The organism is Sphingomonas sp. 2SG (assembly GCF_005503285.1).
Taxonomy (GTDB): Bacteria; Pseudomonadota; Alphaproteobacteria; order Sphingomonadales; family Sphingomonadaceae; genus Sphingomonas; species Sphingomonas taxi.
Genome location: NZ_SCMZ01000001.1, coordinates 217886 through 232265 on the forward strand (window position 1 = coordinate 217886; position 14380 = coordinate 232265).

The 14380-nt window shown below is 67.3% G+C and carries 15 protein-coding genes; 3 read left to right on the forward strand and 12 right to left on the reverse strand.

Annotated features, from left to right (window positions below; translation table 11 throughout):
* Window positions 1–7: 7 nt before the first annotated feature.
* From FFS23_RS00980 to FFS23_RS01000, 5 genes are all read right to left on the reverse strand, one after another.
* Complete coding sequence (locus FFS23_RS00980; protein WP_038660133.1) at window positions 8–604, reverse strand: CC0125/CC1285 family lipoprotein; 597 nt, start codon at window positions 602–604, stop codon at window positions 8–10.
* 112 nt (window positions 605–716) lie between these two features.
* Window positions 717–1133 carry a secondary thiamine-phosphate synthase enzyme YjbQ gene (locus tag FFS23_RS00985; RefSeq protein ID WP_137897031.1) on the reverse strand — a complete coding sequence of 139 codons (417 nt, stop codon included), beginning with the start codon at window positions 1131–1133 and terminating at the stop codon, window positions 717–719.
* A 47-nt stretch (window positions 1134–1180) separates the two neighbouring features.
* Window positions 1181–1378, reverse strand: coding sequence for a hypothetical protein (locus FFS23_RS00990; RefSeq protein WP_038660127.1), 198 nt, complete (start codon window positions 1376–1378; stop codon window positions 1181–1183).
* 526 nt (window positions 1379–1904) lie between these two features.
* On the reverse strand, window positions 1905–2942 hold the full coding sequence (locus tag FFS23_RS00995; RefSeq protein WP_137897032.1) for a ferritin-like domain-containing protein: 1038 nt from the start codon (window positions 2940–2942) through the stop codon (window positions 1905–1907).
* 31 nt (window positions 2943–2973) lie between these two features.
* Complete coding sequence (locus FFS23_RS01000) at window positions 2974–3867, reverse strand: ferritin-like domain-containing protein (protein WP_171009304.1); 894 nt, start codon at window positions 3865–3867, stop codon at window positions 2974–2976.
* A gap of 167 nt (window positions 3868–4034) precedes the next feature.
* On the opposite strand from FFS23_RS01000, the gene FFS23_RS01005 reads away from it, so the two are divergent.
* Complete coding sequence (locus FFS23_RS01005) at window positions 4035–6986, forward strand: TonB-dependent receptor (RefSeq protein ID WP_137897034.1); 2952 nt, start codon at window positions 4035–4037, stop codon at window positions 6984–6986.
* A gap of 92 nt (window positions 6987–7078) precedes the next feature.
* Here FFS23_RS01005 and FFS23_RS01010 read toward each other — a convergent pair whose 3' ends face one another.
* Genes FFS23_RS01010 through mdcA form a run of 7 tightly spaced genes read right to left on the reverse strand, consistent with a single transcriptional unit; the run spans window position 7079 to window position 13006 of the window.
* The gene (locus FFS23_RS01010) at window positions 7079–7999 is read right to left on the reverse strand and encodes an ACP S-malonyltransferase (RefSeq protein WP_137897035.1); all 921 of its coding nucleotides are present in this window, start codon (window positions 7997–7999) and stop codon (window positions 7079–7081) included.
* Window positions 7996–8829, reverse strand: a complete 834-nt coding sequence (gene mdcB / locus FFS23_RS01015) for a triphosphoribosyl-dephospho-CoA synthase MdcB (RefSeq protein ID WP_137897036.1) — start codon at window positions 8827–8829, stop codon at window positions 7996–7998. Before mdcB ends, FFS23_RS01010 begins: the two co-directional genes overlap by 4 nt.
* Complete coding sequence (mdcG, locus tag FFS23_RS01020; RefSeq protein ID WP_137897037.1) at window positions 8826–9443, reverse strand: malonate decarboxylase holo-[acyl-carrier-protein] synthase; 618 nt, start codon at window positions 9441–9443, stop codon at window positions 8826–8828. Before mdcG ends, mdcB begins: the two co-directional genes overlap by 4 nt.
* On the reverse strand, window positions 9436–10143 hold the full coding sequence (locus tag FFS23_RS01025) for a biotin-independent malonate decarboxylase subunit gamma (RefSeq protein WP_137897038.1): 708 nt from the start codon (window positions 10141–10143) through the stop codon (window positions 9436–9438). The genes mdcG and FFS23_RS01025 overlap by 8 nt, the downstream gene beginning before the upstream one ends.
* A complete protein-coding gene (locus tag FFS23_RS01030) occupies window positions 10130–11032 on the reverse strand; it encodes a biotin-independent malonate decarboxylase subunit beta (protein WP_137897039.1) in 903 nt (300 codons plus the stop codon). The genes FFS23_RS01025 and FFS23_RS01030 overlap by 14 nt, the downstream gene beginning before the upstream one ends.
* The gene (mdcC, locus tag FFS23_RS01035) at window positions 11029–11346 is read right to left on the reverse strand and encodes a malonate decarboxylase acyl carrier protein (protein WP_038660098.1); all 318 of its coding nucleotides are present in this window, start codon (window positions 11344–11346) and stop codon (window positions 11029–11031) included. The genes FFS23_RS01030 and mdcC overlap by 4 nt, the downstream gene beginning before the upstream one ends.
* A gap of 13 nt (window positions 11347–11359) precedes the next feature.
* A complete protein-coding gene (gene mdcA, locus FFS23_RS01040) occupies window positions 11360–13006 on the reverse strand; it encodes a malonate decarboxylase subunit alpha (protein WP_137897040.1) in 1647 nt (548 codons plus the stop codon).
* 175 nt (window positions 13007–13181) lie between these two features.
* On the opposite strand from mdcA, the gene madL reads away from it, so the two are divergent.
* Together madL and madM are read left to right on the forward strand one after the other, a co-directional pair.
* A complete protein-coding gene (madL, locus tag FFS23_RS01045; protein ID WP_137897041.1) occupies window positions 13182–13616 on the forward strand; it encodes a malonate transporter subunit MadL in 435 nt (144 codons plus the stop codon).
* Window positions 13613–14380, forward strand: a complete 768-nt coding sequence (madM, locus tag FFS23_RS01050) for a malonate transporter subunit MadM (RefSeq protein WP_137897042.1) — start codon at window positions 13613–13615, stop codon at window positions 14378–14380. The genes madL and madM overlap by 4 nt, the downstream gene beginning before the upstream one ends.

Sequence of the window (14380 nt, forward strand, 5' to 3'; positions counted from 1 at the left end):
CGGCACGTTACTTCGGCAGAACCACCGTCGGGCCGATGCTGTCGACCACGGCGCGGGCGTTGAACGCGCGCAGATTGTCGCGCGGGATCGGTCCCTTGCGCATCACGATCTCCGCGGTTGCCTCGTAGCGGTCGATCGTGCGGATGTCGAAATCGTTGCCCCACGGGCCACCGCCGAAGCCGCCGCCGAACCACGGGTCCCAGCTGCGCCAGCCGAAACCGCGGCCGTAATAGCGCCACGACGGGCCCCAATAGCCGCCGAAGCCGCCATAGCCCCAGCCGCCGCCGACTCCCGGCGTGCTGTACGTGCGCGACTGCAAATCGGTGTCGCGATTGGCCATGACGAAATAATCATAGCCGTTCTGCAGCGTCAGTTCGGCGGCGCGGAACAGCAGATAGCGTTCCACCGTATCGCGCGAGGTGACGCTGTTGCCGGCGAAGCTGACGAGATAGCGGTCGGGTTCGATCCGGCGATCGCTGTAGCCGGTGCGGTTGAAGCCCTGCCCGGTGGCGGGGCGATAGGTGGTCTCGGTCGCGCAGCCGGCGACCATCAGCGTGGAGGCGGCGAGCGCCGCGACCACGGCCTTGCGGCCCAGATGACTCATGACTCCAATACTCCATTCGCTCGCGGATGCGGCGAACCGTGCCGCCTATACATCGTCCGAGTGGAACGAGCGATGAACGACTTGGCTCCCGTCTGCAACGCTTCGCCGCGGCTCACGCGCCGATCAGGTGCAGCGCCAGGCTGCGCCGATGCGGACTGGTGCGATGTTCGAACAGATAGATGCCCTGCCACGTCCCCAGTGCAGGCGCACCGTCGATGACCGGGATCGACAGCTGCACGCCGGTCAGTGCGGTGCGGAGATGCGCGGGCATGTCGTCCGGCCCCTCGTCGTCATGTTCATAGTCGCGGCTTTCCGGCGCGAGGCGGGCGAAATAGGCCTCCATGTCGCGGCGCACCGCCGGCGCGGCATTCTCCTGGATCACCAGCGACGCCGACGTATGCCGGCAGAAGACGGTGAGCAGCCCGGTATCGATGCCCTGCGCCGCCACCCAGCGGACGACCTCGCCGGTCACCTCCAGCAGGCCCTGCCGCCGCGTCTCGAAGCGCAAGATGGTCGTGGCTTGCCGCATGTCAGCTCCCGTTCCGGTTCGGGCCACGCGGCCCGGCCGCCGCCCGCTCAGGCAAGCTTGGCGATCTCGGCGGCGTTGAGCGTGCGGCGGAGGTTGGGCTCGGGCCCCTCAAGCACGAGATAGGCCGACTCGCGTGCCGTCGAGTCGAGGCGCAGCCAGCGGTCGAGGCATTCGCGCACCGATGCGCGCCAAGGCTGGTGGATCGAGGCGACGAGCTGGGCGGTAACGGGGCAGGGCGAATCCACGATGAGGTCCTGTGCCAGGGTGGTGCGGTAGCGACCATCCTAGACCCAATTCGCGACGCATGCATTAACGCTGGTGACCCCGCCGCCGCGGGGCGGCGTTTATTCCGGTCTGGTCATCTTGCGCTTATCGGTCAGCGCGATGAAGACAGGCGTGGTCAGCAGTGCGAGGCCGAGGGCGCCGATCGCGACTTCCAGGAAGATCATCATGCATCTCTCTCCGGCGGGAACGTGTCGTTCCTCGTCGGGCTGGATGATGTCGCGTTCGCCATAGGGGTGCAAGTGCTATTATTACTATCCCGCGTATTGCGCTGCAATATAATTGCTTATGTTGAAAGCTCAGGCATTCGCTCTGAGCGACAGGTCCTGCGCCGCCCGTTCCTTGACGTGGACGATCTTCATTCACTCGGCGCCCGATGCTGACGTCGATGTCGACCTGTCCGGTCGTTCGCACATCGCCGGAGGGGGGGGAGAGATCATGCCGCGTCAGCCGACCTCTCCATACCCGAGACCCGGTCGGTCTCCCGCGTCAGTAGCTGTTGGCGCCGCTGCTGCGGATGGTGCCGTTGACGCCGGCCGGGAAGAAGGCCCCCGACGCCACTGAGGTTTGGGATGCATACAGAACGTTCAACGCCTGTTCGGGCGTGCGGCGGATCATGATCCAGTTGCTATCCTTGAACATGATGTTCGACGCGATCCCGTCCTTGTTGACGAAGCGGCCGAGATTCTGGTCGAGGCTGCGCGGCCCATCGAAATAGTTGCGCGTGTCGCTCATCTGCGCGGCGCGGGCGAACAGCGTCGGGCTGTTGTCCGGCAATTTGGTCGGCTGGAGATTGGCCCGTGCGAACAGCGCGTTGCGCAGGATCGAGTCGCCCGCCACGACACCGGCGACGAAGGCCCCCATCGCACCCCGCAGCGTCGCGCCGACCGCCCATGTCAGGTCGGTGGTGGCGGTCGAAGCCACCGCAAACAATGCCGTCGCACCGAGCAGGAAATCCTCTTCCGACGCATAGGGATCGAAATAGGTGGTGGGCGGCTGGTCCTGCGGCCCCGTGACCAGCGTGATCGCCTGGAACGGGCTGCCTTGGCCACCCGCGATGTTGATCGCCGGCTGCGCCGTGGCGGCGCTGCCCAGCGTCCGCCGCAGGAAGCCGATCCGCGCCACCGTGGCGGTGGTCACCTCGCGCACGGATGCCTTCAACGTCGAATCCGAGAAGGAGACGGCCCGCCCGCCGGACACCGTCCCCCGCGTGCCGGTGCCGGCGGTCAGCGTCGTCCCGTCGAGCGTCGTCCCGTCCAGCGATCGCTGCAGATAGGCGGCGAGCAGATACTGGAGTTGCAGGCCGAAGTTGAGCCGGTCGGCGTCGGACGCGGAATAGGCCGCGGGCGTCGTTGCCGGTGCCGTTGCCGACGCCTGCGGCGCGGGCACGTGCTCGGCTCCGACGACATCGTCGTTGCACGCCGCCAGCAAGGTCAGGCCGCCGGCGGTGGCCGACGCCTGGCCGCATAGCCGCAGAAATCCCCGGCGGGTCGCGTCGCGCGGGCCGGCAGTCGGTTCGATTGTCATGCTATCATCCCCCCTAAAGTGATCGCGCCGGTCAGTTGGCGGCGCTGCGCGTGATCGCGCCGTTGATCCCGGTCGGAAAGAAACCGCCGGTGGTGACCGCGCCCGACGTCATGAACAGCACGTTCAACGCCTGGGCCGGCGTGCGGCCGATCAGCAATCCATCGGCATCGGTGAACGCGATCCGCGTCATCGCATTGCCGTTCGTCGTCGTCGCCGACAGGCCGCGATCGGTCACCGCGGTGCCATCCACGCGATCGCGCCACGCCGCGAGCTTGTCGATCGCCACGGCCTGTCCCTGCGCGTAGAGCATCGACCGGATCGTCGCTGCGTCGCCGCCGACGCTGGCGGCGAAGGCGGCCATGGTGGCGCGGAGGATGTCGTTGTCGAAGCTCGGCAGCATCGCGCTGATCACGCTGGCCTGAACCGAGATCAGCGTCTCGGTGGCGAGCAGCAGGTTGAGCGGCGAGCTATATGGATCGAATGTCGCGCCGGCATCGATCACGCCGGCGAGCCGGAACATGGCGGTGAAGGTGGCCGGCGACAGGTCGATCGTCTTCTGCGCGACGACGTCGGCGCGCAGCAGCGCGCGCAGCAGCAGGTTCCGATACCAATGCTCGTCGCCGATTTCCTGCACCCGCGCTTGGATGTCACGAGTCGCCGCCGGAAAACGGACCTGTTTTGCGGTAGTTACCACCACGCCCGGCTCGCCGCCCAACTCTCCGCCGCGAATGTTGTCGGCCTGCAACTGGCGTCCGTCGCCATAGATCGCCGCCTGCAGAAAGTTCGTCGTAAGATACTGTAGGTTAAGTGCAAACTGTAATGCGGCGATTTCACCGGCAGCCAGCCCCTCTGCCTGTGCGGTGCCGATGAAGCCGGCCAGTGCCACACCGCCGAACAATGTCGCCAATGCCGTTCTGCGTAGCATAAGTGATTGTCCGGTATCGAAATCACTGATCGATAATATACCGTTCATTATACCCTGCCCCCCTCCTTGTCTGCTCACGATCAAAGTGCGCCGCATCATCCCAAGTGCGGCGGCATCGTAGCCGTGGTCGGCGTCTAGCTGACCCAACATTTATTGCCTGAAACTAAATGTTGGACAAGACGAAAAACGTATACCATATTTTGTCCGTGAGGAGGCGTGGAGGGGCCACGTACTCCCAACAACAGGGGGAGGGTCGACGTATGACGTCGAAATGGAAATTGGTGGCGGGCGTCGCCTATGTCGCGCTGGGGGCAGGGTTGGGAGTGTCGGGTGCGGTCGCTCAGTCGCTGCCGGCAGCAACGCGCAAGACCGCCGTACAGGGGGAAGGCAAGGCGAAGTCGGGCAAATCTGCGAAGAAGGCTGCAAAGGCCGTCGCAACTGCCAAGAAGACGGCCGAGCCGGAAGAATATCAGCCGCAGCTCAGGGATGAATCGGGGCGGCTGGAGGGCGACATCATCGTCACCGGTCTGCGCGAGAACGTGAAATCCGCGCGCAACGCCAAGCGCCACGCGCAACAGATCGTCGACGTCGTCGTCGCCCAGGATATTGGCAAGCTGCCCGACAAGAACGTGCCGGAGGCGCTCGCGCGCGTCCCCGGCGTCCAGATTGATCGTGACCGGGGCGAGGGCGGGTCGTTCGAGGAAGGCGGCGGCATCCGAATCCGTGGCCTGAACAACGTCATGACGACGATCAACGGCTCACCCAGCTTCTCGGCAGACAAGCGAACCACCTTCGTCCAGGATATCTCCTCCGATCTCGTATCGAGCATCGAGGTCTACAAGACGCGCACGCCCGATCAGGTCGAGGGAAGCCAGTCCGGCGTCATCAACATCTCGCTACGCCGACCGACCGACTTCAAGCTGGGCGCGACCTATGCATTGAGCGCGCGCGCCGACTATGCCGACCAGGTCAAAAAGGTGAATCCCTATTACAGCGCGCTGATCGCCTACAATGCGGAGACGCCGGTCGGGCGGCTCGGTTTCTCGGTCAACGGCAACTACAATCACCTGACCTATAACGAGGGTATCCGCTACAATGCGCTGCCCGACTGGTCATGGGACAGGCGCCAGATCATTTCGCCGAGCACGATGCCGGGTAACATCTATCTGCCGCGTGACGTCGGCTTCGCCGGGACCAATGGTTGGTCGGAGCGCGCCGCATTCCAGGCCTCGACGCAGTGGAAGCCCGACGATCACTGGAGCATCACGCTGGAAGGTGGCTATGCCAATCAGAAGATGCTCTGGGCGGACAATTATTTTGTCTTCCCGATCACCTCTTCCCAATCCGACGCGCCGCCGCCGCGCCTGTCGAATATCGTGATGACCGATGACGGTCGTCTCGTAAAATCGGTTTCGGTCGACTCGATCGATCCGTTTGGTCCGGAGCGGCATTCCTATCTGCACGAAACCAGCGATTACAACGGTCGGCTGCAAATGGATTATACCAGCGCCCGCATCGAATTCTCGTCGTGGGTGAATTATCGGCGATCTGACAACGATTCGAACGATCTCAGTCACTATATTCGGTTCAGCCAGCAGCCGAAATTCGACGTAATCTTCGATACGCCGAACAATCCCGAGGGTGGGTCGGAAATCGTGTTGAAGAACATCGATCTTACCGACCCTAAGAATTACCTGTACATCGATGGTGTCACGCAGGTCCGGCAATACACCTACGGTGCGGAGTCGGAAATGAAGGCGGACCTGAAATTCAACACCTTCTTCAAAGTGATGGACTGGTTCAAAGTCGGGTTTCGGCGTACGAAGCGCTCGTATGAGCGAGGTTATGTAAGCCGTGGCCTTCGAAATCTGCGCCTGCCGTTGAGCGAACTGCCCGACTATCATCTCGCAGCGAACGGCCAGACGTTCCCCGGATCCACCGCGCGATGGCTGATCGGCGACACCAACTCGATCCGCAAGAGTTGGCCGGCGATCGTCGCCCGCGTCAATCAGATCGTACCGGACTTCAAGGGTTATTATCCGGCCTATGGGCCGCTGTCGGGATATCGAGGGTCGGAAGGCAGCTATGCCTTTTACGCCATGGCGCATTACGATGTGAAGCTGCTGTTCCCGATCGAAGGAATCTTCGGGATTCGCGCCGTCAATTCGCTGGTCGGACTGAACTCGACCGAGGAAGTGACCAAATTCGAGAATATCGACGGAAAGCTGACCAAGGTCGTGACCGACACCGTCTCCCGTCCGAAGGGCAACGGCCTCGACCTGCTGCCGAGCTTCAGCGCGATCATGCATTTGACCCCAAAGATGCAATTGCGGGCGTCGTGGACGCATGAGGTCGCCCGACCGGTGGCAAACGATCTGAACCCGATGCTCGTGCTCAATCTCGAGAACGAGGCCAAGCCGGTTGCGAGGGGAGGGAATTCCAAGCTGGGGCCGATCACGACCGACAAATACGACGCCTCGCTCGAATGGTATTTCGGCAATACCGGATCGATCACCCTCGCGGTCTGGCAGTGGAATCAGAACGGCTATATCGGGCGGCGGCAGGGGCTCGAGTATCTTCCGGACTCGCCCGATGTGGCGACGCTGGTCGAAAGGCCGCAGAATCTCGGCAAGGGGCGCCATCGCGGCATCGAGGCGTCGGCGACCACCTTCTTCACCTTCCTGCCCGGGCTGCTCAAGTCGTTCGGCGGTTCGGTGAACGGCACGGTGAACATCACCCGCCAGGCTTTTCCGACCATCGATGCGTCGGGTAACACCGTCTACAATTATGGACCCTATCTCTGGGTGTCCAAATATCTCTACAACGTCGTTGGTTTCTTCGAGCGCGACGGATTGAACCTACGGGTCGCCTATAATTGGCAATCCCGTCGCCAGCGTTGGGTCGATGCCTACAATCCCTACAAGAACGAGTTCCTCGATCCCGTCGAGCGGCTCGATGCCTCGATCAACTACGACGTCAACAAGCATCTGACGCTGGCGCTGGAGGCGGCCAACCTGACGCATGCGGGCGTCCAGAGCTACTGGGGTTCGACGAACCTGAAGCGCGACGTACATTATTACTCCCGCAACTTCAGCTTCTCGGTCCGCTCGCGGTTCTGAGATGCGGCCCGGTAGACGATGGCAGGCGTCTTCTACCGGGCCTACCGCCGCGGTGATATCGGCAGGTTACCGGTATGGGCGCCACGTAACGCTCACCGGTCGTGACGGACCAGCCAGTCCCGCACCCCTTGCAGGGTTCGGAACTGATCGACGGCGCGGACGCGCGCGTCGGGCATCGCGGCGGATGCCATCTCCGCGAGGGCGGAGCCCGGGCCGAGGTCGAGGACCTGATCGACGCCGCGCTCGGCCAAAGCGTCGAGCAGCGCGGCCCAGTCGATCGTCGTCATGACCTGTCTGGCGAGGCCCGCAGCGGCGTGGGCGGGCAGGCTGACGAGGCTTTGGTCCGTCGCGGTCATCAGGCGGAGCGTCGGCCGGGCCATCGCGGTTGCGGCGAGCGTCTGCGCGAGCGGCGCGACGGCGGCGGCGAGACGCGGCGTGTGCGAGGCGACGTGAACCGGCATCGGGGCGGCGCTCACCGCACCATCGGCCAGTGCCGCCGTGCATAACGCGGCGATAGCGTCACGCGTGCCGCCGCAGACGAACAGGCGGCCGGGGTTGACGATCGCGACGGCGCAGCCGCACCGGTCGGCCAGCGCGGCGACATCGTCATGCGGCAGGCCACGGATATAGCCGAGCCCGTCATCCGGCCCGCTCGCGGCGTCCATCGCGACGGCGCGCGCATCGACGACGGCGAAGGTATCCGCCGGCGACCAGACGCGCGCGATCCCCCATGCTGCAATCTCCCCGACGCTATACCCCGCGACGATCGTATCCGCCGGTGCGCCATCCGGAAACAGCGCCTCCGCCACCGCCATCGCGCCGGCGACGCAGACGATCTGGCCGGCGCGATTGGCATGCAGATCGGCATCCGACGCGGTCCGCACGAAATCGCGGACGTCGCTCCCCAGTGTCGCCGATGCGGCGGCCAGAACCGGGGTTGCCGCATCGGCGACCAGGTCGAACATCGCGCGATGCTGCCGTCCCTGACCCGAACAGAGCAGCGCGAGGCTCATCGCTCCACCGCCGCGACGAACAGCGCCATCGCGAGCAGATCGGCGCAGCCGCCGGGGCTCAGCCGGCGCGCGACGAACGCCGCATGGATCGCGGCGGCGCGAGCGCGCCAGCCGGCGGCGCCGACCCCGCCATCGGCGAGAAAGGCGCTCGCCTGTCGCTGCGCGAAGGCAAGGCCGGCGGGGCCGCCGCGATAGAGGAGGTTGCTGTCCGCGACTCCGGCGATCAGCGCCATACACGCCTGTACGCGAGCGGCTTCGTCGTCGTCGGCGAACCGGCGCGCGTCGGCGAGCGCGGGCAGTGCGACGTCATAGACGGCGGGGAAGCCGGCCGCCGCTTCGGCGCGCGCGCCGCCCGCGCGATAGCGGCGCGCGACGACGCTGCCATGGCTGTGCAGATCGACGGGGCCGCCGAGGATGCCCGTAGCCCAGCGCGCCGCGACGATCCGTCCGAGCGGCGCCGCGACGCCGTACCGCATGCGGAACCCTGCCGCTGCCGCGAGCAGACCGAGCCCGAAGATCGCGCCGCGATGCGTGTTCACCCCGGCGGTAGCGGCCAGCATCGCCGCCTCCGCCGCCATCCCGATCGCGCGCAGCCGGTCCATGTCGCCCCCGGCCGCCCCGGCGGCGGCGAGATCGGCGAAATAGGGCGCGAGGACGCGGGCGCTGCTTCGGAGCAAATCGGCGTCCATGTCGTCGTGCGCGCCCTGGTCGACGTGGCTGACCAGTCCGGGCTTGGGCCAGGTCTCGACCTCGCGGATCAGGCAGTCTGCGGCGGTGTCGCCGATCGCCGCGGCGCTGCGGTCCTCGCCGTGGCGGGCAAGGGCGATCATAAGAAGATCGCCGCACGATCGACGAGGCGCGCCGCGCCGGGCGATTTCGCGAGCACGTCGGGCGCGCCCGACCGCCATTCGCGCCATTGCACGGCGGCGCCGTCGGCCGCGACCAGTTCGGCGTCGACGCGCATCGGTGCGTCGGCGGCGATCACCGCAAGCTGCGCCGCGCGGGCGTCGGCGTCCGCAGCGGTAGCGCAGGCAAGGATGAGGTCGATGTCCGACGTTTCGGCAAGATAGGCGAGCCCGGTCAGATGCTGCCACGCGAGGCTGCCGAAACAGCGTATCGCCGGATCGCACAGCAGCAGCGCGGCGATCGTCACCTGCCATTCGCGCGGGGCGGCGGCGGCCGCGTCGCGGAGCAGCGGCGGCGCCGCGGTGCGCAGGATCGCGTGCGGCGGGCAGCGCAGCGCGACGCGCCGCTTGCCGAGCGCGGGGGGCAGCGGCACGCCGAGCGGCACCGCGTCGCCATCGTCGCACAGCGTGCGCCGGACAATCGCCGGCCGCCCCGCCGCGGCCCAGTCGCGCAGTGCCGCCGGCGCGTCGGCGCCGACCATCATCGCCCAGGCGTCGGGCGCGACATAAGCGACCATATGGCGCGCCAACTCAGCCATGCGCCAGCGCCAGCCGCTCCACCTCCGCCGCGATCGCCGCGGCCTTGGGTCGGCCGCCACGCGCGGCGCCGAGCGTAGCGCGCGCGTCGCCGGCCGGTGGTTCCGCGAGCAAGACGGCGAGCTGATCCGACAGCGGCCGGTTCGGGTCCCAAACCGCGGCGATGCCGCCGGTCGCGACGATATTGTCGAGCCCCGGCGCGAACACCGGGGTCGCCGCCGCCTTCTCCTCCAGCACCGCGAGCGGCAGCTTGGTGACGCGCGCCATCGACGGCAGGTCCATCACCGCCGGATGCGCACCGGGCAGCGCGACCAGCGTGTCGCAGGCGAGCGCGGTGGCGATGAACGCGCCCGCCGCGGTGCCGCCATAGAGCAGCCCGATCGTGCGATGGCCCCGCGCCGCCGCCAGCCGCAGCGCCTTGGCGAGATGCGCCAGCGTCTCGCTGAGCCCGAGCAGTTCGTCGCGGCGGCTCATCCGCTGGCTGCCCGAATCGAGCAGGAACAGGATCGGCGCGCCGTCGTCGTGCGCGGCGATCGCGAGGACGTCACCGGCGAGCGCGACCGCTTCGTCGACGCCGGGAAAGGCGCCGTCGACGATGCCGAGGACGTGGATGCCATCACCCGTGCCGCGCAGCAGCGCGCCGGTCGCCGTGACGTCATGGCCGGCGGGGAAGAGCGAGGCGAGGATATCAGCGGGCGTCATCGGCACTCTCCCGGTGGCCGGCGGCAGCGGCGAGGAAATCGGTGGTCGCCAGATCGGGGACGGTCGCCGCATCGGCGATGCCGAGTGCGGTCCACACGTCGCGACCGTCGGGCGCGTCGCCGAAGCGCGCCAGCCGGCGTTCGAGCCGCGCCTGTTCGGCCGCGAGCATGGCGGCGTCCAGCGTCGCGGGGCGATGCAGCGCGTCCAGCGTCGCGGTGCGAAAGGCGGCGGCATCGTCGTCGACGTAGAAGTCGACCCCACCGATCAGATAGCGGTGCTTGCCGCCCATCGTCCGCCACACCAGCGCGCGGTCGCGCGAGTCGAATTCCTCGACGCCGCGATTGGTTTCGATCACCTCCGGCCCGGAGACGCTGAGCCGCCCCTGTTCGGAGATGACCAGCGCCGAGCAGCAGCCGGCGATCAGGCTGCCGCCACCATAGCAGCCGGCGCGCCCGCCGATCAGCCCGACGACGCGCACGCCCGCCAGCCGTGCGTCGAGCACGGCGCGCATGATCTCGGCGATGGCGAGCTCGCCAGCATTGGCCTCCTGCAACCGCACGCCGCCGGTGTCGAAGGCGATCACCACGTCGCGGCGCAGCGACGCGGCGGCGCGGAGCAGGCCGGTCAACTTGGCGCCGTGCACCTCGCCGAACGCGCCGCCCATGAAGCGGCCCTCCTGCGCGGCGACCAGCACCGGCGTGCGGTCGATCGTCGCCGCGCCGACCGCGATGCCATCATCGAACTGGCGCGGCAGGTCGAAGATCGGCAGATGCGGGCTGGTTTCGCGCCGCTCGGGACCGACGAACTCGGCGAAACTGCCGGGGTCGACCAGCGCGTCGAGGCGCGCGCGGGCGCTCGCCTCGTACCAGCTTTGCCGGAGATGGCTCATGCAACCGGCTCCTCGATCAGGCGGATGCCCTGCGCCAGCCGCAGCGCGACGGTATCGGGCCGCGCACCGCCGTCGTTGATCGCGATGCGCAGGCCGCCGCCGCCGCGTGCCGCGACCACATCGGCGGTTACCGCCGCCCATAGCTCGGCAAAGCCGTGCGCCGCGGTCGCGATCTCGATCGTGCAGCGATCGGGCGCGCCACCGCGTTCGAGCAGCACCTCGAGATTGCCCGAGGCGACGACGCCGACCAGCGCGGTCTGCCGGTCGCCGCCGGCGGCGCGCGGCGCGGCGATATCGTAGCGAAGCGTTTCCAAGTCCCGCGTCCCCTTACCAGTTCCGGAACCGGCTTGGCGGCCGGTAGAGCCCGCCCGAGGCGAGCATCAGATCCTTGATCGAATGCGCGGCGAGCAGGCTGCGGTCGGCGTCGAGCGGATCGATGCCGAGATCCTGTGGCCGCTGGATGATCCGCCGTTCGCGCAGCCGCTCGACCATCGCCTTGTCACGGCCGCGACCGATGTCGGTATAGCCCGCGACGCCGCGGATCGCCTGTTCGCGCTCGTCCTTCGTCCGGCACAGCAGCAGATTGGCGATGCCCTCCTCGGTGACGATATGCGTGACGTCGTCGGCATAGACCATCACCGGCGCCAGATCGAGATCGAGCTTCTCGGCGAGGTCGAGCGCGGAAAGGCGTTCGACGAACATCGGCGTGTTGCCGTCGCCGAACGTCTCGCCGATCTGGACGACCAGCTTGCGCCCACGGCGCAGCGGGGCGGGGCCGTCGGGATCGGCCTCCGCCCCGGCGCGCAGCCACGGTTCGCTCGGATGCCGCCGCCCGCGCGCGTCCGATCCCATGTTGGGCGCGCCACCGAAACCGGCGATGCGGTTGGCGGTGACGGTCGAGCTATGCCCCGACAGGTCGATCTGCAGCGTCGAGCCGATGAACATGTCGCAGGCGTAGAGGCCGGCGGTCTGGCAGAAGGCGCGGTTCGAACGCAGCGAGCCGTCCGGGCCGGTGAAGAAGATATCGGGCCGGGCGCGGAGATAATCCTCCATGCCGACCTCCGAGCCGAAGCAATGGACCTGCTCGACCCAGCCCGCCTCGATCGCCGGGATCAGCGTCGGATGCGGATTGAGCGCCCAGTGGGTGCACACCTTGCCCTTGAGGCCGAGCCGCTTGCCATAGGTCGGGAGCAGCAATTCGATCGCGGCGGTGTTGAAGCCGATGCCGTGGTTGAGCCGGCGGATGCCATAGGGTTCGTACAGCCCCTTGATCGCCAGCATCGCGGTGAGGATCTGCGTCTCGGTGATCGCCGCCGGGTCGCGGGTGAAGAGCGGCTCGACATAGAAGGGCTTGGCGGCGTCGACGATGAAATGGACCTGATCGCCCGGGATATCGACGCGCGGCACCGTGTCGACGATCTCGCCGACCTGCGCGATCACCAGCCCGTTGCCGAAGGTCGTCGCCTCCACCACGGTCGGCGTGTCCTCGGTATTGGGGCCGGTGTAGAGATTGCCGTCGCGGTCGGCGCTGACCGCGGCGATCAGCGCGACCTGCGGCGTCAGGTCGATGAAATAGCGGGCGAACAGTTCGAGATAGGTGTGCACCGCGCCCAGCTCGATCGTGCCGCCGAACAGCATCTTCGCGATCCGTGCCGATTGCGGCCCCGAATAGGAGAAGTCGAGCCGCCGCGCGATGCCGCTGTCGAACAGGTCGAGATGCTCGGGCAGCACCACGCCCGACTGCACCATGTGCAGATCGTGGATGCGCGCCGGATCGACCGCGGCGAGCGCGCGGGCGATGACGTCGGCCTGTTTCTGGTTGTCGCCCTCCAGGCAGACGCGGTCGCCGGGACGCAGCACCGCCTCGAGGAACGGCGTCAGGTCGGCGGGGGCGACCAGCTTGCCCGTGGCGAAACGGCTGCCCGCTTCGATCCGCGCCGTGCGCGCCGCTTGTTTGCTGTGCCAGTCGCGCATCGCCCGTCCGTATCCAAACATTGCTCCGAATGCCCTCTTTGTATTGCCTATTGCGTCGAATGCAAGAGTTTGCATACAATGCGACGTGCCGACGACAAATCGGCGTACATGGAAGGATGCGAAGCGTGACGATGCATACGCATGGGCCGATCTGCGCGTTCCCGCAGGTGTCGGCATGACGATCTCCGGCGTGGCGCTCCTCGCCATCTGCACGCTGATCGGCGTGTTCCTTGGCGATCTGCTCGGGGTCGCGCTCGGCGTGAAGGCCAATGTCGGCGGGGTCGGCATCGCGATGATCCTGTTGATCGCGGCGCGGCTGTGGCTCGGCGCGCGCGGGCTGATGAGCCATGGCCTAAAGCTCGGCGTCGAATTCTGGGGTGCGCTCTACATCCCGATCGTCGTGGCGATGGCGGCGCAGCAGAATGTCGTCGCCGCCGCCGAGGGCGGCCCGGTGGTGGTGATCGCCGCGGTCGGTGCGCTGCTGCTCTGCTTTGGCATGGTCGCGATCCTCAGCCGCCTGGGCGGCACCAACGAGACGATGGACGAGATCGAGGCGAGAAGCGCCACCGCGCGCGAGGCGGCGCGCGTCGCCGCGGGAGACCCCGCATGACCGCGATGCTCACCCATGTCTTCGCCGCCAATGCGCTGCTCACCGCCTTCGCGATCGTCGGGCTGGTCATGTGGCTGTCCAATGCACTGTCGAAACATCTGACGCGGGGTCGCGTCCACGGCTCGGCGATCGCGATCATCATCGGTCTGGCCGGCGCCTTCGCCGCCGGTCTGTGGACCGGCGGCGAGAAGGGCGTTGCCGACATCCCGATCCTCGCCGGCATCGGCCTGATGGGCGGCGCGATGCTGCGCGACTTCGCGATCGTCGCCACCGCCTTCGAGGTCGATGTCGTGCAGGCGAAAAAGGCCGGGCTGATCGGCGCGGTCGCCTTGGGGCTCGGCACGGTGATCCCGTTCGTGTTCGGCGCGCTGGTCGCGGCGGCGTTCGGCTATACCGATGCGGTGTCGATGACGACGATCGGCGCGGGCGCGGTCACCTATATCGTCGGTCCGGTCACCGGCGCGGCGCTCGGCGCGAGCTCGGCGGTGATCGCGCTGTCGATCGCCACCGGCGTGCTGAAAGCGGTGTTGGTGATGATCGGCACGCCGCTGGTGGCGCGCTTCATCGGCCTCAACAATCCGCGCAGCGCGATGGTGTTCGGCGGGCTGATGGGGACGGTGAGCGGCGTCTCCGGCGGGCTCGCCGCGACCGACCGGCGGCTGGTGCCCTATGGCGCCTTGACCGCGACCTTCCACACCGGTCTTGGCTGTCTGGTCGCGCCGTCGATCCTCTATCTGGCGGTGCGCGGGATCGTGGGGGGCTGA

Bases quoted from the DNA above. Each gene is read 5' to 3' on its own strand.
- FFS23_RS00980 (WP_038660133.1), bottom strand. From the start codon at position 604: ATGAGTCATCTGGGCCGCAAGGCCGTGGTCGCGGCGCTCGCCGCCTCC.
- FFS23_RS00985 (WP_137897031.1), bottom strand. From the start codon at position 1,133: ATGCGGCAAGCCACGACCATCTTGCGCTTCGAGACGCGGCGGCAGGGC.
- FFS23_RS00995 (WP_137897032.1), bottom strand. From the start codon at position 2,942: ATGACAATCGAACCGACTGCCGGCCCGCGCGACGCGACCCGCCGGGGA.
- FFS23_RS01000 (WP_171009304.1), bottom strand. From the start codon at position 3,867: ATGCTACGCAGAACGGCATTGGCGACATTGTTCGGCGGTGTGGCACTG.
- FFS23_RS01005 (WP_137897034.1), top strand. From the start codon at position 4,035: ATGTTGGACAAGACGAAAAACGTATACCATATTTTGTCCGTGAGGAGG.
- FFS23_RS01010 (WP_137897035.1), bottom strand. From the start codon at position 7,999: ATGAGCCTCGCGCTGCTCTGTTCGGGTCAGGGACGGCAGCATCGCGCG.
- mdcB (WP_137897036.1), bottom strand. From the start codon at position 8,829: ATGATCGCCCTTGCCCGCCACGGCGAGGACCGCAGCGCCGCGGCGATC.
- mdcG (WP_137897037.1), bottom strand. From the start codon at position 9,443: ATGGCTGAGTTGGCGCGCCATATGGTCGCTTATGTCGCGCCCGACGCC.
- FFS23_RS01025 (WP_137897038.1), bottom strand. From the start codon at position 10,143: ATGACGCCCGCTGATATCCTCGCCTCGCTCTTCCCCGCCGGCCATGAC.
- FFS23_RS01030 (WP_137897039.1), bottom strand. From the start codon at position 11,032: ATGAGCCATCTCCGGCAAAGCTGGTACGAGGCGAGCGCCCGCGCGCGC.
- mdcA (WP_137897040.1), bottom strand. From the start codon at position 13,006: ATGCGCGACTGGCACAGCAAACAAGCGGCGCGCACGGCGCGGATCGAA.
- madL (WP_137897041.1), top strand. From the start codon at position 13,182: ATGACGATCTCCGGCGTGGCGCTCCTCGCCATCTGCACGCTGATCGGC.
- madM (WP_137897042.1), top strand. From the start codon at position 13,613: ATGACCGCGATGCTCACCCATGTCTTCGCCGCCAATGCGCTGCTCACC.